The 23,106-nt window shown below is 72.7% G+C and carries 20 protein-coding genes, 1 tRNA gene and 2 pseudogenes; 11 read left to right on the top strand and 12 right to left on the bottom strand.

Going from position 1 to position 23,106, the window contains the following annotated elements; translation table 11 throughout:
* Positions 1 to 55 precede the first annotated feature (55 nt).
* Positions 56 to 595, top strand: a complete 540-nt coding sequence (locus tag ACIRQ9_RS28010) for a GNAT family N-acetyltransferase (RefSeq protein WP_404179153.1) — start codon at positions 56 to 58, stop codon at positions 593 to 595.
* 12 nt (positions 596 to 607) lie between these two features.
* Here the strand turns inward: ACIRQ9_RS28010 and ACIRQ9_RS28005 are convergent, their stop codons facing one another.
* Positions 608 to 1,402 carry an SURF1 family protein gene (locus tag ACIRQ9_RS28005; RefSeq protein ID WP_404179150.1) on the bottom strand — a complete coding sequence of 265 codons (795 nt, stop codon included), beginning with the start codon at positions 1,400 to 1,402 and terminating at the stop codon, positions 608 to 610.
* A gap of 147 nt (positions 1,403 to 1,549) precedes the next feature.
* Between ACIRQ9_RS28005 and ACIRQ9_RS28000 the strand changes: the two genes are divergently transcribed.
* Positions 1,550 to 3,358 carry a prolyl oligopeptidase family serine peptidase gene (locus ACIRQ9_RS28000; protein ID WP_404179147.1) on the top strand — a complete coding sequence of 603 codons (1,809 nt, stop codon included), beginning with the start codon at positions 1,550 to 1,552 and terminating at the stop codon, positions 3,356 to 3,358.
* Between the two features lie 358 nt (positions 3,359 to 3,716).
* Here the strand turns inward: ACIRQ9_RS28000 and ACIRQ9_RS27995 are convergent, their stop codons facing one another.
* Positions 3,717 to 5,600: an NAD-binding protein gene (locus ACIRQ9_RS27995; protein WP_404179321.1), complete on the bottom strand. Its 1,884-nt coding sequence runs from the start codon at positions 5,598 to 5,600 to the stop codon at positions 3,717 to 3,719.
* Between the two features lie 171 nt (positions 5,601 to 5,771).
* On the opposite strand from ACIRQ9_RS27995, the gene ACIRQ9_RS27990 reads away from it, so the two are divergent.
* The 3 genes from ACIRQ9_RS27990 (at position 5,772) to ACIRQ9_RS27980 (ending at position 8,225) form a co-directional block, all read left to right on the top strand.
* A complete protein-coding gene (locus ACIRQ9_RS27990) occupies positions 5,772 to 6,815 on the top strand; it encodes a permease (RefSeq protein ID WP_404179145.1) in 1,044 nt (347 codons plus the stop codon).
* Complete coding sequence (locus tag ACIRQ9_RS27985; protein WP_404179142.1) at positions 6,812 to 7,573, top strand: TIGR03943 family putative permease subunit; 762 nt, start codon at positions 6,812 to 6,814, stop codon at positions 7,571 to 7,573. The genes ACIRQ9_RS27990 and ACIRQ9_RS27985 overlap by 4 nt, the downstream gene beginning before the upstream one ends.
* Before the next feature lie 124 nt (positions 7,574 to 7,697).
* Entirely contained in the window at positions 7,698 to 8,225 is a 528-nt protein-coding gene (locus ACIRQ9_RS27980) for a hypothetical protein (RefSeq protein ID WP_404179139.1), read from the top strand.
* 184 nt (positions 8,226 to 8,409) lie between these two features.
* On the opposite strand, the gene ACIRQ9_RS27975 is transcribed toward ACIRQ9_RS27980, so the two are convergent.
* From ACIRQ9_RS27975 to ACIRQ9_RS27965, 3 genes are all read right to left on the bottom strand, one after another.
* Positions 8,410 to 9,642: a cation:proton antiporter gene (locus tag ACIRQ9_RS27975; RefSeq protein ID WP_404179136.1), complete on the bottom strand. Its 1,233-nt coding sequence runs from the start codon at positions 9,640 to 9,642 to the stop codon at positions 8,410 to 8,412.
* 7 nt (positions 9,643 to 9,649) lie between these two features.
* Positions 9,650 to 10,135, bottom strand: coding sequence for a TrkA C-terminal domain-containing protein (locus ACIRQ9_RS27970; protein WP_351317495.1), 486 nt, complete (start codon positions 10,133 to 10,135; stop codon positions 9,650 to 9,652).
* 140 nt (positions 10,136 to 10,275) lie between these two features.
* Positions 10,276 to 11,319 (bottom strand): TSUP family transporter, encoded by a 1,044-nt coding sequence (locus ACIRQ9_RS27965; RefSeq protein ID WP_404179133.1) that lies wholly within the window; start codon positions 11,317 to 11,319, stop codon positions 10,276 to 10,278.
* A gap of 96 nt (positions 11,320 to 11,415) precedes the next feature.
* Here ACIRQ9_RS27965 and ACIRQ9_RS27960 point away from each other — a divergent pair, with 96 nt between their 5' ends.
* Together ACIRQ9_RS27960 and ACIRQ9_RS27955 are read left to right on the top strand one after the other, a co-directional pair.
* Complete coding sequence (locus tag ACIRQ9_RS27960) at positions 11,416 to 12,390, top strand: ATP-binding cassette domain-containing protein (RefSeq protein WP_404179130.1); 975 nt, start codon at positions 11,416 to 11,418, stop codon at positions 12,388 to 12,390.
* Positions 12,387 to 13,196 carry an ABC transporter permease gene (locus tag ACIRQ9_RS27955; RefSeq protein ID WP_404179127.1) on the top strand — a complete coding sequence of 270 codons (810 nt, stop codon included), beginning with the start codon at positions 12,387 to 12,389 and terminating at the stop codon, positions 13,194 to 13,196. Before ACIRQ9_RS27960 ends, ACIRQ9_RS27955 begins: the two co-directional genes overlap by 4 nt.
* On the opposite strand, the gene ACIRQ9_RS27950 is transcribed toward ACIRQ9_RS27955, so the two are convergent.
* Complete coding sequence (locus ACIRQ9_RS27950) at positions 13,174 to 16,365, bottom strand: ATP-binding protein (RefSeq protein WP_404179124.1); 3,192 nt, start codon at positions 16,363 to 16,365, stop codon at positions 13,174 to 13,176. The genes ACIRQ9_RS27955 and ACIRQ9_RS27950 overlap by 23 nt on opposite strands.
* Before the next feature lie 323 nt (positions 16,366 to 16,688).
* On the opposite strand from ACIRQ9_RS27950, the gene ACIRQ9_RS27945 reads away from it, so the two are divergent.
* Complete coding sequence (locus ACIRQ9_RS27945) at positions 16,689 to 16,949, top strand: hypothetical protein (RefSeq protein ID WP_404179121.1); 261 nt, start codon at positions 16,689 to 16,691, stop codon at positions 16,947 to 16,949.
* A 224-nt stretch (positions 16,950 to 17,173) separates the two neighbouring features.
* On the opposite strand, the pseudogene ACIRQ9_RS27940 reads toward ACIRQ9_RS27945, so the two are convergent.
* A pseudogene (locus ACIRQ9_RS27940) lies at positions 17,174 to 17,398 on the bottom strand (restriction endonuclease); the annotation flags it as partial.
* Between the two features lie 363 nt (positions 17,399 to 17,761).
* Between ACIRQ9_RS27940 and ACIRQ9_RS27935 the strand changes: the two are divergent.
* Entirely contained in the window at positions 17,762 to 18,172 is a 411-nt protein-coding gene (locus tag ACIRQ9_RS27935) for a hypothetical protein (RefSeq protein ID WP_404179119.1), read from the top strand.
* 61 nt (positions 18,173 to 18,233) lie between these two features.
* Here the strand turns inward: ACIRQ9_RS27935 and ACIRQ9_RS27930 are convergent, their stop codons facing one another.
* Complete coding sequence (locus ACIRQ9_RS27930; protein WP_404179117.1) at positions 18,234 to 18,725, bottom strand: hypothetical protein; 492 nt, start codon at positions 18,723 to 18,725, stop codon at positions 18,234 to 18,236.
* Positions 18,722 to 19,384: a hypothetical protein gene (locus tag ACIRQ9_RS27925; RefSeq protein ID WP_404179114.1), complete on the bottom strand. Its 663-nt coding sequence runs from the start codon at positions 19,382 to 19,384 to the stop codon at positions 18,722 to 18,724. Before ACIRQ9_RS27925 ends, ACIRQ9_RS27930 begins: the two co-directional genes overlap by 4 nt.
* A 252-nt stretch (positions 19,385 to 19,636) precedes the next feature.
* Here ACIRQ9_RS27925 and ACIRQ9_RS27920 point away from each other — a divergent pair.
* A pseudogene (locus ACIRQ9_RS27920) lies at positions 19,637 to 20,363 on the top strand (site-specific integrase); the annotation flags it as partial.
* Between the two features lie 95 nt (positions 20,364 to 20,458).
* On the opposite strand, the gene ACIRQ9_RS27915 reads toward ACIRQ9_RS27920, so the two are convergent.
* The 3 genes from ACIRQ9_RS27915 to ACIRQ9_RS27905 all read right to left on the bottom strand — a co-directional run bounded on the left by ACIRQ9_RS27915 (position 20,459) and on the right by ACIRQ9_RS27905 (position 22,360).
* Positions 20,459 to 20,532 (bottom strand) — tRNA-Pro (locus ACIRQ9_RS27915).
* Between the two features lie 74 nt (positions 20,533 to 20,606).
* On the bottom strand, positions 20,607 to 21,365 hold the full coding sequence (locus tag ACIRQ9_RS27910; RefSeq protein ID WP_404179111.1) for a Pr6Pr family membrane protein: 759 nt from the start codon (positions 21,363 to 21,365) through the stop codon (positions 20,607 to 20,609).
* A 56-nt stretch (positions 21,366 to 21,421) separates the two neighbouring features.
* On the bottom strand, positions 21,422 to 22,360 hold the full coding sequence (locus ACIRQ9_RS27905) for a metallophosphoesterase (RefSeq protein ID WP_362643145.1): 939 nt from the start codon (positions 22,358 to 22,360) through the stop codon (positions 21,422 to 21,424).
* Positions 22,361 to 22,605: 245 nt separating this feature from the next.
* Between ACIRQ9_RS27905 and ACIRQ9_RS27900 the strand changes: the two genes are divergently transcribed.
* Positions 22,606 to 23,073, top strand: a complete 468-nt coding sequence (locus tag ACIRQ9_RS27900) for a GatB/YqeY domain-containing protein (RefSeq protein WP_404179108.1) — start codon at positions 22,606 to 22,608, stop codon at positions 23,071 to 23,073.
* The last annotated feature ends 33 nt before the right edge of the window (positions 23,074 to 23,106 follow it).

Genomic DNA, 23,106 nt, shown 5'->3' with positions numbered 1-23,106 from the left:
ACCGGACCCGCGCTTTTCCGTCCGGCCGGTCCGGCGCGGCTGTTAGCGTGCGCGGGTGGAGGAACTCAGGGGCGTGTCCTGGCCGCCCGAACCGATCAGGACCGAGCGTCTCCTGCTGCGTGAGCCCGAGGCCCGGGACCGCGCGGTCTTCGTCGAACTGCTCGCCTCGCCGGAGGTGCACACCTACCTCGGCGGCCCCCGCTCCCGCGCCGAGCTGGAGCGCGAGCTGCCCGCGGTGCCCGAGCGGCGGACCGGGAGCTTCGTCGTCGAGCTCGACGGGGCGATGATCGGCCTGATCCTGCTCAGGCGGGCGACGGGACACAGCCGTCCGGCCGCCGCGGACAAGGCCGACCTCGGCTACCTGTTCCTGCCGCGGGCATGGGGGGCCGGGTACGGGTACGAGGCGTGCACGGCGGCGCTCGGCTGGCTCGCCGAGGCGCTTCCCGGCGAGCCGGTGGTGCTCACCACCCAGAGCGCCAACGCCCCTTCGCTGCGTCTCGCGGCGAAACTCGGGTTCACCGAGGTGGAGCGGTTCCAGGCCTGGGGAGCGGAGCAGTGGCTCGGCCTGCGCTCCGCCGTCCCGCCAGCCGGCTGACCTGGGAGCGGGTCAGACCGCGGTCGGCTGCGGGGACGGGCTCTCCTCGTCCGGCACCAGGCCGAGCGCCGCGTCCCGGGCGAACTCCACCTCGCGGCGCAGCAGCCGGAACCACATGAACACCGTGAACCCCGCGAACACGAACCACTCGCCGGTGTAACCGAGGTTCTGGAACGCCTTCAGGTCCAGCCCCGAGTTGTCCGGCGCGGTCGCCGGCACCGCCGTCATCCCCGCGTCGGCCTTGTCCAGAGTGATCCACGCGTCGTACACCGGGTACGGCACCAGGTTCACCAGGGAGGCCGCGCTGATCGCCGCCGTCTGCCCGGACGGCAGCCCGCCCTGGGTGCTGACGCCGTTGTCGCCGGGCGTCTCGGAGGCCTGCAGCGCGCCGGTGACGGTGACCTCGCCGGCCGGCGGCGCGGGCACCTCGGCGGCGCCGGCCCGGCCGGGCAGCCAGCCGCGGACGACGGGCAGGGCGCGGCCGGAGTCGGTGCGCAGCAGGGTCAGCACGTAGAAGCCGTCCCTGCCGTCGAGTTGCCGGTCGGGGACCAGCAGCTGCTTGGCGTACCGGCCGCTGACGGTGGCCCGCCTGCCGGAGGTCGACTGGTCGACGGGGAGCAGGTCGGCGAGCGGCCGGGCCGCTTCCGTCCGGGCGTCCACCACCTGCTTGTCGGCGCTGCGGTGCGCCTCGACCCGTGACTCGAAGCGGCTCAGCTGCCAGGACCCCATGAAGACGCAGAACGGGATGGCGAGCAGCACGAAGACGTTGATGCCCCACCAGCGGGGTGTCAGCAGGAAGCGGTACACGCCTTCCACGGTACGGGTCGCTTTGCGGTGACCCGGGATCGGGGGGCGGCGCGGACGGGCGTCCGCTCGCAAAGTTGTCCACAGGCTGAGGACGCCCGCCAGCGCGTCAGGGGCGGGTACGGGCACTATGGGGCCATGACTGCGGCCATGAGTGAGAGCGACATGCCGGACTGGGAGAAGCGCTTCCGCGCCCCTCGGGTCTCCCTGCCGGACTGGGCGGAGGACGCCCCCGACCGTTCCCTGTTCGTGTCGAACGCGACGGGGACGTATGAGCTGTACGCCTGGGACCGCGCGAGCGGAGAGCAGCGCCAGGCGACGAACCGGCCGAACGGCACGACGGACGGGCTGCTCTCCCCGGACGGCGCGTGGATCTGGTGGTTCGACGACAAGGACGGCGACGAGTTCGGCGTCTGGCGCCGCCAGCCCTTCGGCGGCGGCGCGGACGAGGAGGCGACACCGGGCCTGGAGCCGTCCTACCCCTCGGGCCTGGCGCTCGGCCGGGACGGCAGCACGGCGGTCGTGGGCCGCTCCACCGACGACGAGGGTACGACGATCTACCTGGTCAGAGCGGGACAGAAGCCGCGGGAGATCTACCGTCACCACGAGTCGGCGGGCGTCGGCGACCTCTCCCACGACGGCTCGCTGATCGCCATCGAGCACACCGAGCACGGCGACGCCATGCACTCGGCGCTGCGCGTGATCCGCCCGGACGCCACGCCGGTCGCCGAACTGGACGACACCCGGGGCGGTGTGGAGGAACTGGGCCTTGAGGTCCTGGGCTTCGCCCCGGTCGAGGGCGATCCGCGGCTGCTCATCGGCCACCAGCGGCGCGGCCGTTGGGAGCCGCTGGTCTGGGACGTGGTGACCGGCGAGCAGACGGACCTGACCCTCGACCTGCCGGGCGACGTGAGCGCGGAGTGGTACCCGGACGGCAGCGCGCTGCTGATCGTCCACAGCCACGAGGCCCGCAGCGAACTGTTCCGCTACGACCTGGCGGCGCACGAGCTGACCGCGATCCCGACCCCGGCCGGTTCGGTCTCCGGGGCGACGGCGCGGCCCGACGGAAGCGTCGAGTACCTCTGGTCCTCCGCCGCCGAGCCGCCGGTGGTGCGCTCGACGACGGGCGAGGTGGTCCTGGACCCGCCGGGCATGAGGTGCCCGCCGTCCGTCCCGGTCTCGGACGCCTGGGTGGAGGGTCCCGGCGGCCGGATCCACGCGCTGATCCAGAAGCCGGCGGGAGCGCAGGGGCCGCTGCCGACCGTCTTCGACCTGCACGGCGGCCCGACCTGGCACGACAGCGACAGCTTCGCGGCGGGCCCGGCGGCCTGGGTGGACCACGGCTACGCGGTGGTCCGCATCAACTACCGGGGCTCCACGGGCTACGGCCGGGCCTGGACGGACGCGCTGAAGCACCGGGTGGGCCTGATCGAGCTGGAGGACGTGGCGGCGGTCCGGGACTGGGCGGTCGAGTCCGGCCTGGCCGACCCCGACCGCCTGGTCCTGACCGGCGGCTCCTGGGGCGGCTACCTGACGCTGCTCGGCCTCGGCACCCAGCCGGAGTCCTGGGCGGTGGGCATCGCGGTCGTCCCGGTCGCCGACTACGTCACGGCCTACCACGACGAGATGGAGGCGCTGAAGGCGATGGACCGCACGCTGCTGGGCGGTACGCCGGAGGAGGTCCCGGACCGCTTCGCCGCGAGTTCGCCTCTGACCTACGTCGACGACGTGAAGGCCCCGGTCTACATCTCGGCCGGTGTCAACGACCCCCGCTGCCCCATCCGGCAGATCGACAACTACGTCGCCCGCCTCGCCGCCCGTTCGGCCCCGCACGAGGTCTACCGCTACGACGCGGGCCACGGCTCTCTGGTGGTCGACGAACGGATCAAGCAACTGCGACTGGAGATGGAGTTCGCGGAGAGCCACCTGACGCCCGCGGCGGCCGCACCGACGGACTGACCCGGACCCGGCGCCGCGCGGTTCGGTGCCCCGCCTCTCCCGGCGGGGCAACTCCGCGCGGCCCGGCACCCCGTGAGCACCGGCGCCTCCGCCGCGTCGTCCGCCGCCTCGGCGAGGGCGGCGACCGGCTCGCCCGGACACGACGCCGCATCCGGACGCGGCCGACCCCGCGAGGGTCGCGGTCTCGGGCCAGTCGAGCCGGTCTGGCCCGCCCCCTCCGACCCGGCCGCCCCCTTCGACCTGGCCGCCCCCTTCGACCTGGCCGCTCCCTCCGTCCCGGCCGCTCCCTCCGACCCCTTCGATCCGGCCGGCCTCTCCGCCCCCTCCGACCCGGCCGATCCGGCCGGCCGGGACGCTCTCAGCCGAGTGCGCCGGTCGGGTGGGTGGGCGGTACCCGGCCGGACAGCTCCGCCAGGCCCCGGCGGGTGACCGCGACCACCACCCGGTCCCCGTCCCGCAGGACCCGGTCCCCGGCGACCTGCGGCTGCCCTTCGAGTGCCAGCACCCGCCACGCCCCGGCCCGGAACGCCCCGTCCACGGTCCGCCCCTCCAGCTGCGGATGCCCGCCGACGTCCACGGCCGCCACCAGCAGCACCTTGCGCTCCACCGGAATCGCCCCGAGGATCTGCCGCCCCAGCATCGCGCCCGCGAAGGACGGCGCCGCCAGGTAGGAGACGCTCCGACTCCGGGTGACCGCCCGCGGATGCGCGGCGCGCAGCGTCCGGTACACGGCGGTCGCGAAGTCGTCGTCGTACAGGCGCAGGACCGCCTTCAGGTCCGGCCGTACCGCCCGCGCGTACAGCACGGCCTCCAGATTCGTGGTGTCCGCGCTGGTCACCGCGAGCAGCGCCTGCGCCCGATGGATCTTGGCGGCCTCCAGGACGCCTTCCTGGGTGACGTCCCCGAGCACCACCGGCACCCGCAGCCGCCGGGCCACCGCCAGCCCGCGGGCCTCCGGATCGGACTCGACGCACACCACGGGCACGTGCAGTTCGCGCAGGCGCGTCAGCACCCGCGTCCCGATCTTCCCGAGCCCCAGCAGCACCACGTGCCCGCTCAGCCCCCGCGGCGGCTTGCGCAGCGCCGACGCCGTCCGGAAGGTGCCCAGCGCCTCCAGCACCGCCGCCAGCAGCACCGGCAGCAGCAGCAACCCCATCAGCCCGGAGAGGAGTTGAAGGATCTGCCGCCCGAGCGACTGCCCGATCGCGGGATCGTCGATGGCGAACAGGTCGAGGAGCGTGTAGTAGAAGGCCCGGACCGGATGTATGCCCGTCACCACCGACAGCGCGACCGCGAGCGCGATCACGCACCCCCCGACCCCGGCCAGCGACCACCGCAGCCGTCGCGAGAACAGCGAGGCGAGCACCGGCAGGACCCCGACCCGGCGCCGGTCCTGCGCCTCCGCCGCGGACGAGGACGAGGACACCTGCTCCAGCACCATCACGCCCCGCTCGCCGGCGTCCCGTACCTCCGCGTCGTCGGGCAGCAGCCGCGGCCCCTGATCGCGGGCGCCCTCGACCGGCGCGGCCCCGGTGTTGTTCAGCGAGAACAGCGCCAGCGTGCACAGCCCGCGGCCGGAGTCCGCTCCGGCGAGGGCGCCCGGCGGCAGGTCCACCGCCCGCAGCACCAGCCCGTCCGTCTGGATGACCTTGCCGGTGCCGGCGAGCGCGGTGGCGGCCAGCGCGGGCGCGGCGGTGTCGGCGTCGGAGAGGACGGTCGTGGACGTGTCGCCCGCACCGCCGTCCGCGTCACCGACCGCCAGTACGGCCGCCTGGTCCAGGAGTTCCTCGATGTGCTGGCCCAACCGCCGGTTGTAGAGCCGCAGGACGAGCCGGAGCCGCGGGTTCAGCCGGCGGGCGGTGAGGGCCGCCCGGATGTTGGTCTCGTCGTCGTCGTACACCAGGGCGAGGGCGGCGGCCCGCTCCACGCCCGCCTCGGCGAGCACCGTCTCGGTGGCCTCGACGGCCTCCAGCACCCGGTCGCCACGCGCGCCCTCACCGGCGGCCGGTCCGGAACCGCCCGTGCCACCACCGCCGTTGCCGTTGCCGTTGGTCCGTCCGACGGCGGCGCTGACCACCCGGTCCAGGAGCGCCGCGGCCGAGGCGCCGCGGGCCCTTCCGACCACCGGAGGCCGGGCGATCCGCACGTTCGGCGGCACGACGAGCGTGACCTGTTCGCCGTACACGACGCGCAACTCGGCCGCCAGCCGGTGCGCGAGCCCGTCGTCCCCGCACACCACCATGTGCGCCGGGGCGCCACCACCTTGATACGGAACGCTCGCCACAAGGGGAAAGAGTGCCTCAACGGCATGCATGGTTCCAGCAACGAGGTGAACGGCCGTCGCCGCCCGCCCGTAGGGGGGAGGAGGGAGTACCCTCCCGGATCTGAGCGAAGTGCCGGAGGTATCGGACCCGTGGCCATCACCGAGAAAGCCGCCCCGCCCGGCGGCGCGCCCGGCGACAGGACCGCCGGCCCCGACCCCGCCCGCACCCCGCCCGCCCAGGACGGCTGGCACCTCAGCTCGCCGCTGGCCCTGACCCTGCTCCTCGTCCTGGTCGTGGTGTTCCAGGGGCCGGTGCGCGGCGCGCTGTCGAGCCCGGTGATGCAGAGCTGGATGACGGTGTTCGTGGCGGTCGTCGTCCAGGCGCTGCCCTTCCTCGTCCTCGGGGTGCTGCTCTCGGCGGCGATCGCGGTCTTCGTGCCGCCGTCCTTCTTCGCCCGCGCCCTGCCCCGCCGTACCGCGCTGGCCGTTCCGGTCGCCGGTCTGGCCGGTGCCGTCCTGCCGGGCTGCGAGTGCGCGTCCGTGCCGGTGGCGGGCGCCCTGGTCCGCCGGGGCGTCACCCCGGCCGCGGCGATCGCCTTCCTGCTCTCCGCGCCCGCGATCAACCCGATCGTGCTGACGGCGACGGCGGTGGCGTTCCCGCGCGACCCCGAGATGGTGGTGGGCCGGTTCGCCGGCAGCCTGCTGGTGGCCTGCTCGATGGGCTGGCTGTGGCAGCGCCTGGGCCGTACGGACTGGCTGCGTCTGCCGGCGCACGCGCACCACGAGGGCCAGACCAGGGCGGAGGCGTTCTGGGACTCGGTCCGGCACGACACCGTGCACGCGGGGGGCTTCCTGGTCCTCGGCGCGATGGCGGCGGCGACGCTGAAGGCGGTGGCTCCGGCCGAGTGGCTGCGCACGGCCGCCGCCAACCCGGTGATCGCGATCCTCGCCCTCTCGCTGCTGGCCGTGCTGCTGTCCATCTGCTCGGAGGCGGACGCGTTCGTGGCGGCGTCCCTCACCCAGTTCTCGCTCACCGCGAAGCTGGCCTTCCTGATCGTGGGCCCGATGATCGACCTCAAGCTCTTCGCGATGCAGGCGGGCACCTTCGGCCGCGGCTTCGCCCTGCGGTTCGCACCGGCCACCTTCGCCGCGGCGATCGCCGGCGCGGTCCTGACCGGGGCGGTGCTGCTGTGAACCGGCAGGCCCAGGCGGCGGTGATGTTCCTGGTGGGCGTGGCCCTGCTGCACGCGGGCGGCACCGACCTCTACCTGCGTTACGTGAAGGCGGGCCTGCAGCCGCTGGTGCTGGCCGCCGGCGCCGTCCTGATCGTCTCCGCGCTGGCGACCGGGTGGTACGAGTGGAAGCGCGCCCGCGCCCGCAGGGAGGCCACCGCCACCGCACCGGCCGGGACACCTCCCGAGGTCCCCGCGGAGGCGCACGTCCACCGGGAACCGCGCATCTCCTGGCTGCTGGTCCTCCCCCTCCTCGCCCTGATCCTCGTCGCCCCGCCCGCGCTCGGCTCCTACAGCGCGCTGCGCACCGGGACCGCCCTGCAACAGCCGTACGGCTACCTGACGTTGCCCACGTCCGACCCGGTCCCGCTCAACCTGGTCGACTACGCGGGCCGCGCCGTGTACGACCACGGCCGTTCGCTAGCCGGCCGTCAGGTCCGGATCGCCGGCTTCGTGGCCGTCGACTCCTCCGGCACCCCGTACCTCGTGCGCATGGCCCTCAACTGCTGTGCGGCGGACGCCCAGCCGGTGAAGGTGGGCCTGACCGGCGCGATCCCCCCGGTCCTCCGGCCGGACGCCTGGCTCCAGGTGACGGGCACCTACACGAGCAGGCAGGGCCGCGATCCGGTGAACGACGGTCCGATCCCGTTCCTCCGCGTCACCGAGGCCAAGCCGATCCCGACCCCGGCGGACCCGTACGACGAGACCTGGAACAACTGACGGGCCTTCCGGGGTCCACGGGAAAAGAGTTCCCCATTCCTCTTTATCGCGTATTATTGACCGTTTTTCCGGTGGGGTGTCTACTTGCTGGCACGATTTCCGACTCTCTGCCGAGGGAGTGGTTTTGAGTATCCAGCAACCCGAGGGACAGCCGAAGTCCTGGTTTATCACGCTGTTCTTCAGGAGCGCGTCGAAAGTTCCCGACCTGCGTTCCGACGTGGAGCCGCCGGACGGAAGGACACCGCGCAAGAACGTGATCGACCACATCCAGGAGAAGATCAAGGACTGCGAGGGGCCGACGGTCGGCGAGGGGATCGTCGCCGCCATCCAGACCCTCCGCGACACGGCCGGTGAGCGGGGCGCGCGCGAGATCGACTCGGTCTTCCTGAAGCCGGAGCTGACCCAGTACTACCGCCGGCCGCTCGATGACCTCGACGCGCACAAGGCCATCGCGGTGAAGGAGGTCGAGTACTGGCTGGCGGAGCACAAGAAGAAGGAGTCGGGGGGCACCCGCTCGGCGGTCGCCTTCACCGTGCAGGACCGGGTGCAGCTGCAGCACGGATTCGGAAAGCTGAACGAATTCAGCAAGACGCTGGACCCCTCGTCGACGCGCTACGGGCCGGGTTCGGGATATCCGCAGTACTCGGAGTGACGCCACTCGGCACCGCCGAAAAGGCCGGGCCCGCGACGTCGGTTCTCCGGGTCCGGCCTTTTCGCTTTCCTGTGCGAGCTATTCGCTTTCCTGTGTCATTTCCGCCCGCGCTGTGTTTCGCTCGCGCCGGGTTCTGCCCGCGCTGTGTTCCGCGAACCGTTCCCTCTCCTGTGGTCGCTGCGGATCACACCCGGCCCACCGTGTCCTGCTCGGGGGCGCCGGCCTGCGCGGGTACGAGGGCGACGGTGTCCGCGGGCTCCAAGCGGCGGGTGAGGCGGCGGCCCAGTGGTTCGGTGTAGCGGGCGGTGAGCGGGCCGAGGACGACGAGGATCAGGACGTAGGCCGTGGCCAGCGGGCCCAGGGACGGTTCGATGCCGGCGGTGACGGCGAGACCCGCGATGACGATGGAGAACTCGCCGCGGGCGACCAGCGTGCCGCCGGCCCGCCAGCGGCCCTTGGCGGAGATGCCGGCGCGGCGGGCGGCCCAGTACCCGGTGGCGATCTTCGTCAACGCGGTGACCACCGCCAGCGCGAGCGCGGGCAGCAGCACCGGCGGGATGCTCGCCGGGTCGGTGTGCAGGCCGAAGAAGACGAAGAAGACGGCGGCGAACAGGTCCCGCAGCGGCGAGAGCAGATGGTGGGCTCCCTCCGCCACCTCGCCGGAGAGCGCGATGCCGACGAGGAACGCGCCGACGGCCGCGGACACCTGGAGCTGCTGCGCGATCCCGGCGACCAGCAGGGTCAGGCCGAGCACCACCAGGAGCAGCTTCTCCGAGTCGTCGCTGGAGACGAATCGGGAGATGAGGCGGCCGTAGCGCACCGCCACCAGCAGCACCAGCCCGGCCACCCCGAGGGCGATCGCCAGCGTGAGGCTGCCCGCGGCCAGGCCGGCACCGGCGAGCAGCGCGGTCACGATCGGCAGGTAGACCGCCATGGACAGGTCCTCGAGGACCAGGATGCTCAGGATCACCGGGGTCTCCCGGTTGCCGAGCCGCCCGAGGTCGCCGAGCACCTTGGCGATGACCCCGGACGACGAGATCCAGGTGACGCCGGCCAGCACCACGGCCGCCACCGGGCCCCAGCCCAGCAGCAGGGCCATGGCGGCGCCCGGCAGCGCGTTGAGCGCGGCGTCGACCAGGCCCGCCGGGTACTGGGTCTTGAGGTTGGAGACGAGATCGCTGGCCGTGTACTCGAGGCCGAGCATCAGCAGCAGCAGGACGACACCGATCTCGGCGCCGATCGCGACGAACTCCTCGCTGGTGCCGAGCGGATAGATGCCGCCGTTGCCGAAGGCGAGACCGGCCAGCAGGTAGAGGGGGATGGGCGAGAACCGGAGGCGCCCGGCGAGCCGGCCGAGCAGGCCCAGGCCGAGGATGATCGCCCCGAACTCGATCAGGAAGACGGCGGAGTCGTGCACGGAGGCCTCACTCCCGCCCGAGTATGACGGCGGCCGCGTCGACGCCCTCGCGGGTGCCGATCACGATGAGCGTGTCCCCGCCGGCCAGCCGGAAGTCGGGCGCGGGGGAGGGGACGGCCTCGGCGCGGCGCAGCACGGCCACGATGGAGACCCCCGTCTCGGTGCGCATCCGGGTCTCGCCGAGGAGCCTGCCGTTCCAGTACGAGGTGGCGCCCAGCTCGATCCGCTCGGCGACCAGGCCCAGGTCGGTGGTGGAGAGCAGGTTCGGGCTGTGGTGGGTCGGCATCAGCGCGTCGATGAGCGCGTCCGTCTCCCCGGAGGACAGCCGTACCGACAAGGCGCAGGCGTCGGGGTCGTCCTGGTGGTAGGCGCTCACGATCCGTGAACCGTCGCGGTGCGCGACCACGGAGAGCCTGCGCTGTTCCCGTGTGGTGAGGTCGTACCGCACGCCGATTCCCGGCAACGGCGTCCTGCTCAGGCGTGGAGCCCCCAAGGCTGTCTCCCCTGTCTCGTCTGTCTCGTTCCGCAGTCCCTTTGCGATTTCTTTAACGACACCCTAACGGTCCGGCGGGTGCCGCGGGATCGGCGGACGGGACGAAACAGGACGGGGCGGGCGAGCGGGCGGGGCGGCCGTCAGTCCGGGTAACGGGCGTAGCAGTCCAGGGCCGGGTGGTACAGGACCTCCCAGGTGCGGCCCTCGATCACGCCGCTCTCCGGGAGACCGTGGCAGACCTGGATCCACTCGATCTTCTTCAGCGTCCGGTCGCCGAAGCGCCCGTCGGCGGCCAGCTTCGGCGGCACGCCGCCCCAGGCGTTGCTGAGGCACTGTGCCTGCCGGACCGCGGCGCCGGTGCTGCCGTAGGTGAGGGTGGGCCGGAGGTCCGAGGACACGTACGAACAGCCGCCCACGGTGCCGGCCGCGGCGGTGTGCGGCACGGCCAGCCCCAGTGCGGCGGCCGCGCCCAGTGCCGCGGCCGTGGTGAGCAGTCGGTTCCGTCGCATGCGCGCTCCTTCAAGGCCGACTCCTGCCATGGTCGCGCGCGGGACGTGACCTCCGCGAGTCGGACACGGCGGCGCGGGAGGGAAAGCGGTGGCGGCCCCGGCCACCCGTCCGCCACCCGGCCGTGGCTTCCGGGCCGGCGCGGGCGTCGTGTCCCGGTGGCCGCCGCGACCGGGCCGGTCCGCTCGGCGACGTCCTCCCGCGCGCTCCGGTCCGGCGTCCCGGCCGCCGCCGGAGGCGCGCGGTAGGGCGGTCGCGGACGGCGACCGTCCCGCCGAGCAGCGCCGCTCCCAGGCAGCCGAGCCCGACGACGGCGGACGGCGCCTCGGCACCGACAGCCCGGACCCGGTCAGCGGGACGGCCAGCGACCGGCGCACCGCGCCGCCGGCGATCCGGCTGGAGACGAAGGAACCGAGCAGGACGCCCGGCACGGCGCCGATCAGGAGGGGCGCCGCGCGGCCCAGGTCGGCGTCGCCGACCAGCAGGTGGCCGAGGGCCGCGGCGGCCGCCAGGGGGACGGCCCGCACGAGGTCCCGCACGAGGTCGGTGCCGACGAGAGGGTTCGCCTCATGACGCGGGTGGGCCAGCGTCGGCATCACGATGATCAGGGATCCGGAGCCCACCGAGGCCATCCCCACGACCACACCGCCCACCAGCCCGATGAGCAGCGTCGCCACCGGCCGCACCGGGACCTCGGCGCCCTGAAACCGTCAGGCCCGCGCTGAAACCCGGCTGAAGCCGTGCTGAACCGCCGCGGCCGCAAGCTCTGCCGCATGACGACGACAGACGACGAACTCGCCATCGAGGCCACCGCGTTGCGCAAGGCCTACGGGGACCGGACGGTCCTCGACGGCATCGACCTGCGGGTACCGGCCGGCACGGTCTTCGCCCTCCTCGGACCGAACGGCGCCGGAAAGACCACCGCGGTCACCATCCTCTCCACCCTCATCTCCGCCGACGGCGGCGAGGCCCGGATCGCCGGCCACGACATCCGCGCGCGGGCCCAGTCGGTACGGGCCGCCATCGGGGTCACCGGACAGTTCTCCGCCGTGGACGGCCTGATCACCGGCGAGGAGAACATGCTCCTCATGGCCGACCTGCACCACCTCTCCAAGGGCGAGGGGCGCCGGGTCACCGCCGAGCTGCTGGACCGCTTCGACCTCACCGAGGCGGCCCGCAAGCCCGCGTCCACCTACTCCGGCGGCATGAAGCGCCGCCTCGACATCGCCATGACCCTGGTCGGCAGCCCGCGGATCATCTTCCTCGACGAGCCGACCACCGGCCTCGACCCGCGCTCCCGCCACACCATGTGGCAGATCATCCGCGAGCTGGTCGCCGGCGGGACCACGGTCTTCCTCACCACCCAGTACCTGGAGGAGGCCGACCAGCTCGCCGACCGGATCGCGGTGCTCAACGGCGGCAGGCTCGTCGCCGAGGGCAGCGCGCAGGAACTCAAACGACTCGTCCCCGGCGGCCACGTACGGCTGCGGTTCTCCGACCCGGTCGCCTACGAACAGGCGGCCGCCGCGCTGCGCGACACGACCCGCGACGACGAGGCGCTCGCCCTCCAGGTCCCGAGCGGCGGCACCCAGCGCGAACTGCGCGCCGTCCTCGACCGGCTCGACGCGGCCGGCATCGAGGCCGACGAACTCTCCGTGCACACCCCCGACCTGGACGACGTGTTCTTCGCCCTGACCGGCACCCCCGCGGCGGCCGCCGCCGCCACCGACAAGGAGACCGTCCGATGAGCACCGCATCCCCGTCCCCGCGCGCCCACGCCCTCCGCGACAACCTCACCATGCTGCGGCGCAACCTCCTGCACGCCCGCCGCTACCCCTCCCTGACCCTGAACCTCCTGCTCACCCCGGTCGTCCTGCTGCTCCTGTTCGTCTACGTCTTCGGCAACGTGATGAGCGCCGGCATCACCGGCGGCCACGCCGACCGCTCCGACTACGTCGCCTACCTCGTCCCGGGCATCCTCTTCCTGACCCTGGCCATGACCTCGCTCGGCACCTCGGTCTCCGTGGCCACCGACATGACCGAGGGCATCATGGCGAGGTTCCGCACCATGGCCATCTCGCGGTCCTCCGTGCTGATCGGCCATGTCCTGGGCACCGTGATCCAGACGCTGACGGCGCTCGCCCTGGTCCTCGGCATCGGGCTGGCCATCGGGTTCCGGCCCGACGCGACACCGGTGGAGTGGATCGCGGCCGTCGGGCTGATGGCACTGGTCAGCCTCGCGCTGACCTGGATCGCGGTCGGCATCGGCCTGGCGAGCCCGAACCCCGAGGGCGCCAGCAACATGGGCTATCCGCTGGTCATGCTGCCGTTCCTGTCGAGCGCCTTCGTCCCGGTGGACGCCATGCCGGGCTGGTTCCGCTGGTTCGCCGAGTACCAGCCGTTCTCGCCCTTCATCGAGACCCTGCGCGGCCTGCTGCTGGGCAGCGGGATCGGCACCAGGAACGCCGTGCTGTCCCTCGCCTGGTGCCTGGTGCTGATCGCGCTCGGCTACCTGTGGTCCCGGGCGCAGTTCAGCCGCGAGCCCCGGCGGTGAGCTCGTGCAGGGCCGCCAGACGCAGGTGATCCCGCCCCAGGGCCGCGTACTCCGACATCGCGTCGGCGTAGGCGGCCCGGTCCGCGTTCTCGGCCGCCCGCCGGGACCGGTCCCGCGCCAGCGTCGGGACCTCCCGTACCGTCGGCAGCCGCTCCGCCAGCGCCACCAGCCGGACGGCGGAAGTGTCGCCCGCGGCCAGCCCGGCGAAGCCGAGAGCGAGCAACGCGGCGCCGAACGAGGGGAGTTCGAGCACGGACCCGTCCGCCGCGGCCGGCCGCTCCGGAAGGTCCCGGCCGCCCGGACCGCCGGCCGGTGTCCCGGACAGCATGCCGAGGAGCCGTTCCCGCAGCTGCCCGGCCAGCGCGGCCACCGGTTCGAGCCGGCCGTGCTGCGCGTGCGCCGCGAGCGCGGCCGACTGCACCTGAAGCGCCCAGGGATCCACGAACGGATCGCCCGCGAGCACCACGGCGTCCTCCCGGATCCGTTCCACCGCCCGCCGCCACAGCCCGAGTCCGGCCTCGGTCAGCCCGCGGGCCAGCGCGATCTCCGCCCGGGCCACCAGATCGGGCGCGTAGACACGCGTCGACTCCGGCTGCTGGTCCATGGCCGCGAGGTCCAGCCAGTACTCCGCCTCGTCGATCTCCCCGCGCTGGAGACAGGCGAGCACCAGCCCCCAGCGGACGCCGATCGAGTCCGGCCAGCCCTCGAACTCCTCCAGCGTCCGCAGCGCGGCCCGCAGATGGTCGTACGCCTCCTCGCCCAGGTCGGCCCGCATGCACAGCTCGCTGATCCGCCCGTGGCTCAGCAGACGCATGGCCGGGTTGCCGAGGGTGCCCAGCGTCCCGGGCAGCCGTCGGGCGCACTCCAGCGCCCGAGCCGTGTCGTGCCCGGCCTCCCAGACGTAACTGGCGATGCTCAGCGCCGTACCCGCCAGCAAGGGAGCGTCGGAGGCGCAGAGTTCCTGCAGGCGCGTGTACCGCGGCGGCCGGATGTCCGGGGTGGCGCACAGCACCAGGGCCATCGCGCGGACGACCGTGTCCGGCGGGGCGGGCGGCAGCCGGCGCAGGGTGACGAGCTGCCGTACCGCGTGCGGGCCGAGGCCCACGAAGAGGGCGCTCGTGCACACCGCCGCCGCGCTGCGGGCCGTCTCCACGTCCTCGGGACTGCCCGGATCCGGACGGAAGCGGGACAGCGGGCCGCCGGTCTCCGCGCACAGGGTGACGAGCCGGCCGTAGCTGGAGTCGGTGACCCACAGCGCGGCGAGCACGGCGGTGGCCGCGGCGGTGGCGGGCCCGTCGGCGCGGGCCAGCGCGTACCGCAGGGCCAGGACCAGGTTGTCCTGCTCGGCCCGGATCCGGAACCACGCGGGCAGCGGATCGGGGCGGAACAGCGCGTCGTGATGGGCCCGCCCGAAGTCCCGGGCCCAGACCAGGAACCGGCCGGTCACCGCCTCGTCCTCGCCGGCCTCGGCCCGCCGCACGGCACCGAACTCCCGCAGCGTCTCCAGCATGTGGAAACGCACCCCGGACGGCCCCTCGCCCACCTTGAGCAGAGACTGCCCGGCCAGTTGCTCCAGCAGGGCCAGCGCGTCCCCGCCCTCGCCGAGCAGGCACTCGGCCGCCTCCTCGGTGAAGCCGCCGGGGAACACCGACAGGGCGCGCAGCGCGGCCTGGCCGTCGGGCTCCAGCAGGTTCCAGCTCCACTCCACCACGGCCCGCAGCGTGCGGTGCCGCTCCGGCGCGTCCCGGGCGCCGCCGCGCAGCAGCGCGAAACGGTCCTGCAGACGGCGGGCGATGTCGGCGACGGACAGCACCCGCACCCGGGCCGCGGCCAGTTCCACGGCCAGCGGCAGCCCGTCCAGGTGCCGGCAGATCTCGGCGACCCGGTCGGCCGGCAGCTCCACGCCCGGCCGGGCCGCCCGCGCCCGCTGGACGAAGAGTTCGACCGACGTCGCCGGCGACAGCTCCGGCAGCGCGTACACGGACTCCGAGGTCAGCCCCAGCGGAGCCCTGCTGGTGACCAGCACCCGCAGCTCCCTGGAGCGCGATACCAGCGCCTGTACGAGCGCGGCCGCACCGGAGATCACCTGCTCGCAGTTGTCCAGCACCAGCAGCGCGGGTCCGGTGCCCAGCGCGGCGACGATGCCGCCCAGCGCGTCCGCGCCCCCGCCGAACCGGCCGCCCTCCCCGGCGCCGACCGCCGAGGCCACCTCGCCTGCCACGTCGTCGTCGGCGCGGACACCGGCGAGCGACACGAAGTGCACCACGGGCTGCTCGGCCGCCCGGCTCACCGCGTGCGAGAGCCGGGTCTTGCCCAGCCCGCCGGGACCGACGACGCTGACCACCCGGGACGCCCGCAGCAGCCCGCCCACGGCGGCGACGTCCGCGTCCCGCCCGAGCAGCGGGTTCGGCTCGTGCGGCACCCCGTGCCTGACCCGGGGCACGTCCGCCCGCACCAGTTCCTGGTGCACGGCCGCGACCCCGGGCCCCGGATCGCTGCCCAGCTCGTCCCGCAGTCTGCGGCGGTAGGCGTCGTACCGGGTCAGGGCCGCGGCCCGCCCGGTGGTCGCGGCCTCGCAGCGCAGCAGCTCCGCCAGCACCTCCTCGTCCCGCGGCAGCTCCCTGGCCAGCGCGGCCAGCGGCGCCACGGCCTCCGCCCGGCGCCCCAGCCGGGCCAGCGCGAGCGCCCGGGTCCTGACCAGCGCGCGCCGCGCCCCGACCCGGCCGGCGCGCAGCGCCACCAGCGGATCGTGCAGGTCCTCGCCCGCGCCGGCGCCCACGCTCCCGTCCCAGAGCGCGAGCCCGGCCTCGGCCCGCGCCAGTGCGCCCGCGTGGTCCCCGGCCCGCGCGCGCTCGGCACTCGCCGCCTCCCACACCAGCAGCGCGGAACTGTCGACCTGCGTCTCCTCCAGCGCCAGCCGGTACCCGGTCGGCGTGCTCGCGATCAGCTCGGCACCCAGCTGCGACCTGAGCCGCGAGACCAGGATCTGCACGGCCTTGCCGGGTCGCTCGGGCAGTTCGTCCGCCCACAGCCCCTCCACCAGCCGGCCGGTGCTGCAGCCGCCGCGCAGATCCTCCGCGAGCAGCGCCAGCAGACCGCGCAGCCGGGGCGCGGTGATCTCCCGTCCGCGACAGGCGACTCGGGGCAGCAGGATCAGGTCGGTGGTCACCCGTGCAGAGTAGCCAGGGGGCCGGTGGAACGCCGGTCGGAGCCGGAGCGGCGACCCGGCACCCGCCCCCGGCGCCCCCACGCCCGGCACACCAGCCACCCCACCCGCCCGAACTCCGCTGCCAGTCACCGAAGTTGCACGATCCCCAGCCCCCACCACGCCGCCCCCGACGGGAGCCGCATCAGCCGATCGGCCCTCAGAAACCGTCCCTGGCCCCCCGGATGGCTTCCTCGAAGGGCGCCCGGGGAGATGTCGATCTAGCCTCCCAAATGAGCGCCGAGTGGATTTTCTGACGATCCGCTCATTTTTCCGGAGGAGGAGATATGACCAGTTTTCGCAAGGTTGCCGTGGCGGTGGCGATCATAAGCGGTGTCGGATTCCTGGGCGCCGGCCCTGCCGACGCGCAGGTCATGCACGGCATGCACGGCATGCAGGGCGGCGGGTGCAGGTCCCATGACCTGAACCTCGACGTCCTCGGCGAGGTGGGCATCCTCAACGGCCTGGGCGGCAACCTGCTCAACGGCGAGGGCAGCCCGGGTGCGCAGGTCACGGACATCGGCTCCGACTGCGACCGCGGCTGGTAGCCGACCCACCCCCTCCGACGACCGCCCAGACGCCCGGCCGGGAACCTCCCGGCCGGGCGTCTCCATGGCCCGGCTCGCCCCGGCGCACCCAGCGTGACCGGGACGGACGTGCCGTCAGGGGGCCGCGAGCCGTGGCGAGCCGCGGAAGACCTGGTCGGTGTGCCAGGCCCGGTGGGCCTCGGCGACGGGCCGGATGCCGGGCTGAGGGCCGATCAGCGGTCGCCCGGGTAGGCCGGTGAAGTGCCGCGGGGCGGCCCGTACTCCGCCAGCAGCCGCTTCAGATCGGCCTCCACCGAGGTGTAGCGCGACTCGCCCTCGGCATCGGACTGGAAACGGGCCGGCGCGTACAGCGGAAGCAGCAACGGCTTGTGCGGTGCCCGCACCCCGTGCCGGCTCCACTGCCTCAGTCGCGCGGCCCGCTCCAGCCAGTCCGTGACGGCGATCGTCATGAAGCGCCTCACGCCGCCCGCCCCGAGCCCCCTCCCGCCCTCCCGTCCACGGCGACGGGCCCTCCCGCGGACCTGCAGGCCCGCCGCTCCAGCGCCCGCGCTTCCCCGGTGAACTCGATCAGATGCTGCCCGGCACACCGCTGCAACGCGTCCCGCACCTCCATTGGGATCGCGTAGAACAACTCCTTGCCATCACCCTGCGACTATGGGTGAACGGCAGTTGTCAGCGACGCACGGTGCGCCATGCCCGAGGGTTGTGCAGACTCGCCAACTACTCCTAGCCGCAACCGTGTTGGAATTTCCCCCGTAGCCACTCCCGCTGACGGAACCACCCACCTGAGTCCGGACGGGCCCGAGCGCCGCTTGCGTGCCGAGAACGAGCGGCTGAGGGACGAGGCGACGCGGCAGAGAGCACTGGCCCATCACCGGTCCGAGTTCTGGACCAATATGGACATCGCCCTCGGCTTCCCGGCGGCCCTGCTCGCCGGTGCGGCGGGCACAGCGGGACTGGCCTCGCCGGACGCCCGAGTGCCCGCCGCCTTCACTGCCCTGGCCGCCACCGGATTCGCGGCGGGAGCGGGCTTCCTGCGCAGCGATACCAGACGCCGCGCCAACAAACGGGCCCGGCACGCCTGGGCCTTGGTCGAGGCCAGAGCCACCGTGGCCCTGACCCAGGAGCACATGACCCCGGAGATCCTCGGTGACCTGCTGGAATGCCGCCAGACCGCCCTGGCGGCCTATGACGGGGACGAACCCCGCCCCCGACCGTCATGACCCACACCTCGACACGGTCCACCGGCCACGACGATCCCTTCCAACGCACTGAGTGCTTCGATCAGACGGTGTCGATCTGCCATGCGATTACACCTGTAGATCCTTTGGTGCCATCGACATCGATGCGTACTGGCAGCTTGTGCGCAGTGATCCGTTGTTGCACCACTGACTGATCGCACGGCACGTCGGTCGTCGGCCCAGCGCTAGCCGGTATCAATGTCAACTGCGCGCTGCCGCTGCCGACGCACACCAAGTTGAGCTTGTACGTCTTGCCCTGGTTCAGGGTGGGCTCTGTGTGAATGCCGTCAGTCATGCGCTCCGCGCCAGCCTCAACCATCGTCCCGCCGTGAACGGCGGCAAGGGCTGCCTGGGCCTGGTCGGTCAGCTTCTTCTCCCGCGCCTTGGCCGCAGCCTGAGACGCGCTCGCCGCGGGCGATGACGACGTCTTGGCGGCCTCACCGTCCCCGCTTCCAGAGGTGCACGAGGTCAGCAGCAACGCCGACGCTGCCACAACGCATCGGGCGAACCAGGCTCGCGAGCTCAAAATGGTCATGAGGAGGTTTCCCAATACTTCCAACCGGTCTCGGACGTGGGGTAGACCGCTGTTCCGTGACCTATTTCAACGGTGTTGCAGCTGCTGCCGCTGCTGGAACGCCATCGCTTCCAGGTCATCTTGTAGCCCCACGACCCGTACTGCAGATGGCCGTACTTGTTCCGGCTGATGTCGTGGGAGTAGTTGTGGCCGGTGGTGACGCTTACGCTGGCAGCAACCTTGACGCTGATGGTGGTCTTGGCCTTCGCGAGGATGGCCCCGGCCGACCACTCACCACTGCCCGAGACTTCGCCGGAAATGGTGCCGCTCTTGGTCACAGACACGGACATGTTGCCGCCCGGACCGTCCTTGTAGCTGGTGCCATTCCACAAGGACGGGACGTGGTAGTTCTGGTACGAGAGGGTGTACCAGGTCTCCGGTCTGTCACACATGGTCGGCGTCTTCTCCTCGACCGGCCGATCGGTGGTGTCTTCCCAACCCTGCCTGTCGTTGACATCCGTCGTTTGATCGGCAGATATCGCCGTGTTGTCGGACGCTGCGCTGTCAGACGTCGTGCTGCCGGACGGCGCCTCCTCAGCGACGGCAGTGCCCCCGGTCACGAGGCAGAGAAGTAATGCAGTGGCAGCGCCGGTCACAGCGCGCCGTGAGCTGATGCCCATGTGACACCTTTATTTGGTGGACCGCCCCCGTGGCGATCGATCACTTGGACACTATGCACAGGACATGTCCGAGACAGTGAGATGATCGGTTTCAGAGGACAGCTTGAGGTTCGCGCGTGCTCCTCGGGTGTTCTCGGCGCGGAGCGGGCAGGCAAGGGCCCAGGTCGGTGTAGTGACTTTGACCGGGAGCTGCTTCGGCGCGAGTGATCATGGCCCCGTAAGCTTCCGGCGCGTCGGGCAGTCTGCGGACCTGCCATGGCGCGGGACAAGGTGAAGCGCAACGTCGTCGAACTCTGCTCGGTACCCCAGGGACAGGCTGGCCGCCCGTCGAAAGCGCTCACCTTCGCCCAGGCCCAGGCCGTCCTCCAAGGGCCGAAGGAACCTCGATGTACCCGTACATCGTCGTCGCGCTGCTGACCGGTGCCCGCACCGGAGAACCGCGCGCCCTCACCTGGGACCACGTCTCCCTGAGGGGCCGCCCTGACGTCGATCCGCGGCAGCCTCCCCACATCGCCGTGTGGCGTTCGGTTCGGCGCAGCGGCGACACCAAGACCCGGAAGCCCGGCGCACCCTCGCCCTGCCGGCGCGCTGCGTCGACGCTCTCTGGCAGCAGTCCGAAGACCAGGAATGGGACCGGCTTGCCGCCGGTGACGACTGGGAGGAACACGGGCTCGTCTTCTCCTCGGCCGTTGGCAAGCCGCTCGACGCCGCCAACGGCCGCCGCGCCTTCCGCCAGGCGCTCAAGGATGTCGACGGGGTCGACGCTGCGGAGTGGACACCCCGGGAGCTCCGCCACAGCTTCCTGTCCCTGCTCTCTGACCGAGGCGTGCCTCTGGAGGAGATCTCCCGGCCCGTCAGGCACTCGGGTACGGCCGTGACGGAGGAGCTCTACCGGAAGCAGACCCGGCCCGTGATCCAGACCGGCGCCGTCGTCATGGACAGCATCCTCGGATTCGGAGCCGATCCGCGGAAGCCGTAGGCACTCAGAAAGCGATAGTCACGCAGGCAGACACGCAGCAACGCCAGAGGGCCCCTACCAACTCGGTAAGGGCCCTCTGAACTGCTATTTGGCTGTCGGGGTGGCGGGATTTGAACCCACGACCTCTTCGTCCCGAACGAAGCGCGCTGCCAAGCTGCGCTACACCCCGATGTCGCTGCGGTCCTGCTCGCTGCGGCGACGTCGTTTACTCTAGCCCACCGGTGGCGTGAGACGAAATCCGGTTTATGGGCGGCGGCCGACGGGGTTCGGGCGGGCGTGGTCGAGGGCCACCAGGAGGACCGCGAGGCCGTAGCAGGCGAGGCCCAGCAGGAGTGCGTTGGCGAGGGCGCCGCGGTAGCCGTGCTGCTCGGCGTCGAGGAAGGAGTAGAGGTAGCGGCCCGGTGTGCCGGGCAGCGACAGCTCCGCTCGGGTCAGGAAGAACGCCAGGTAGGCCAGGGGATAGAGCATCCAGGCCGCGGTCTGGCGCAGGTGCAGGCGGCCGGGTGGCGTGAGGATCAGCCAGTCCACGAGGGCCGCCACCGGAGCCGCCGTGTAGAGGAGCTGCAGGGCCAGCCACTGGCCGTGCCAGGCCACCGGCGGGTGGGCCGAGCCCGTCATGGAGAACGGCGGCGTGGTGTGGCCCAGGAGCAGGTGGTACACCAGGCCCGAGATCACGATGTAGAGCAGTGCCGCGCCCGTCAGGGCCGAGGTCAGGGGGCGGGACGCCTGCCAGGCGCGACGGGCCGAGGCCAGGCTGACCAGGGCGAGGATGACCGCCGCCTGGACGCCGAAGTAGCTCATGATCCGGTCCGAGCTGCCCAGCAGCAGCTCCAGGGCCACGCCCGCCGCCGCCAGCGCCGCCGTCACGAGGCGGAACACTGCGGTCGCGGGGCGGCGGATGGGGGCCACCACCGCCGTCGCCGGGACGTAGCCGGGCAGCAGCACGGGTGTACCCGGGACCGCGGGGAGGTCCGGGATGTCCCGGGGTATGGGAGCCGTCATGCCCTCAAATTAGGAACAAGAGGGCATGACCGGCATGTTGTTCTACGCCGAGTGGGTTACGCCGGGGCCTGGTCCCGGGGCACCAGCGTCAGCAGCGTCGCCTCCGGCGGGCACGCGAAGCGGACCGGCGTGTAGCGGTTGGTGCCGCAGCCCGCCGACACGTGCAGGTAGGACGTACGGCCCTCCGCCGTGTGCCGGGAGAGGCCCTTGACGCGGTCCGCGTCCAGGTCGCAGTTGGTGACCAGGGCGCCGTAGAAGGGGACGCAGAGCTGGCCGCCGTGGGTGTGGCCGGCCAGGACCAGCGGGTAGCCGTCGGCCGTGAAGGCGTCCAGGACACGCAGGTACGGGGCGTGGACCACGCCCATCGAGAAGTCCGCCGTGCTGGACGGGCCACCCGCCACCTGCACGTACCGGTCCCGCTTGATGTGCGGGTCGTCCAGTCCGGTCAGCTCGACCGAGACGCCCTCGATCTTGAGGACACCGCGGGTGTTGGTCAGGTTCAGCCAGCCCGCCCCGTCGAACGCGTCCCGCAGGTCCTCCCACGGCAGGTGGATCGCGCCGACCACCGGCGGATTGCCGTTCAGGCCGTGCTTGCCGTTCACCTTCTCCAGGAGGTAGCGGGCGGGGTTGCGGGGCTTGGGGCCGTAGTAGTCGTTGGAGCCGAAGACGTAGGCGCCGGGGAAGTCCATCAGGGGGCCGAGCGCGTCCAGGACCTCGGGGATGCCCTCCGGGTCGGACAGGTTGTCGCCCGTGTTGAGCACGAAGTCCGGGCGCAGGCCCGCCAGCGACTGGAGCCAGCGCTGCTTCTTGCGCTGTCCGCTCACCATGTGGATGTCGGAGACCTGGAGCACGCGCAGCGGACGCATCCCCGGCGGGAGCACCGGGACCGTGACCCGGCGCAGGCGGAACGATCGGACCTCGAAGCCGGCCGCGTACAACACACCGGCGGCGCCGAACGCCGCGATTCCCAGGGGTACTCCGTATCGAGCGCGCATACGACCATCGTGTCAGACGCGCGGGGGACTCTTGACCGGCCACCCGTCGCCGCAGCCGGCCAGCCGCCCCCGCCCCCGGCCAGCCGTCGCCGCAGCCGGCCAGTCGCCCCCGGCACCGGTCACCCGCCCCCGGTCACCCGCCCCCGGCAAAGGCCCTGCCCCACAGCCGGCCCCGACCCCGTCCCACGGCCGAGGCCGGTAAAACGGCGGGCGGTCCGCCTGACGTACCTGCGACAATCGGAACCATGACCACCACGCTCAAGTCGAAGCTGCACGACGACCTCAACTCCGCGATCAAGGCACGCGACGAGCTTCGCTCCTCGACGCTCCGGCTGACCCTCGCCGCGATCACCAAGGAGGAGGTCGCGGGCAAGGAGAAGCGCGAGCTCTCCGACGACGAGGTGCTCAAGGTGATCGCCAAGGAGGCGAAGAAGCGCCGGGAGGCGGCCGAGGCCTTCGCGCAGGGCGGCCGTCCCGAGAGCGCCGAGCGGGAGAAGGCCGAGGGCGTGATCCTCGACGACTACCTGCCCAGGCAGCTCAGCGACGAGGAGCTGGCGGGGATCGTCGCCGCGGCCGTCGAGGAGGCGAAGGCGGCGGGTGCCGAGGGCCCGCGGGCCATGGGCGCCGTCATGAAGATCGTGAACCCGAAGGTGGCCGGACTGGCCGAGGGTGGCCGGGTCGCCGCCGCGGTGAAGCAGCGGCTCCAGGGCTGACACCGGGGCCCCGGAGATCACCGGAGGCCTTCC

This window comes from Streptomyces sp. NPDC101237, assembly GCF_044767465.1.
Lineage (GTDB): Bacteria > Actinomycetota > Actinomycetes > Streptomycetales > Streptomycetaceae > Streptomyces > Streptomyces gramineus.
This window is presented reverse-complemented; position numbering and strand designations above follow the sequence as displayed.